1 protein-coding gene is annotated in these 601 nt (G+C 64.9%); it reads left to right on the top strand.

From position 1 onward, the window contains the following. Positions 1-77: 77 nt before the first annotated feature. Positions 78-601, top strand: a 524-nt coding sequence (locus QCM77_RS46035; protein ID WP_280097157.1) for a transposase, incomplete at its 3' end; no start/stop codon positions are given.

Below are 601 nucleotides of genomic sequence, written 5' to 3' on the forward strand. Positions count from 1 at the left end.
GACGGCGGGAATCGGGAAGGCGGCATATCGTGGGGGTGCTTGACGCCTCCACTTCTCCACCGAAGGAGCGATATGCCGTGTCCAACGATAACGTCATCCAGCTGATTCAGCCAGGAATCTTCGACGACCAACTCACAGAAGTCTTGCGCAGCGGGGCACGTGCCCTTCTCGCCAAGGCGGTCGAAGCCGAGGTCGCAGACTTTCTCGGCCAGCATGCCGATTTGAAGACCGCGGACGGCCACCAGCGCGTCGTCCGCCACGGTCACCTGCCGGAGCGCGAGGTGATGACCGGTATCGGTCCGGTCGCTGTCCGCCAGCCACGTGTGCGTGATCGCGAGGCGGACGCCACCGATCCCGACCGCATCCGGTTCTCTCCGTCGATCCTGCCGCCCTACATGCGCCGGTCTAAGTCGATCGAGACGCTGCTGCCGATCCTTTACCTGAAGGGTATCTCGACTGGCGACTTCTCGGAGGCGCTGGCTGCGCTGCTCGGCAAGGATGCTGCCGGGTTGTCGGCCTCCGCCATCGGTCGGCTGAAGGATGGCTGGCGCGACGAGCACACCGCGTGGCAGAAGCGCGATCTGTCGGCGAAGCGCTACGT

The organism is Bradyrhizobium nivariense, assembly GCF_029846695.2.
In the GTDB taxonomy this organism is placed as follows: Bacteria; Pseudomonadota; Alphaproteobacteria; order Rhizobiales; family Xanthobacteraceae; genus Bradyrhizobium.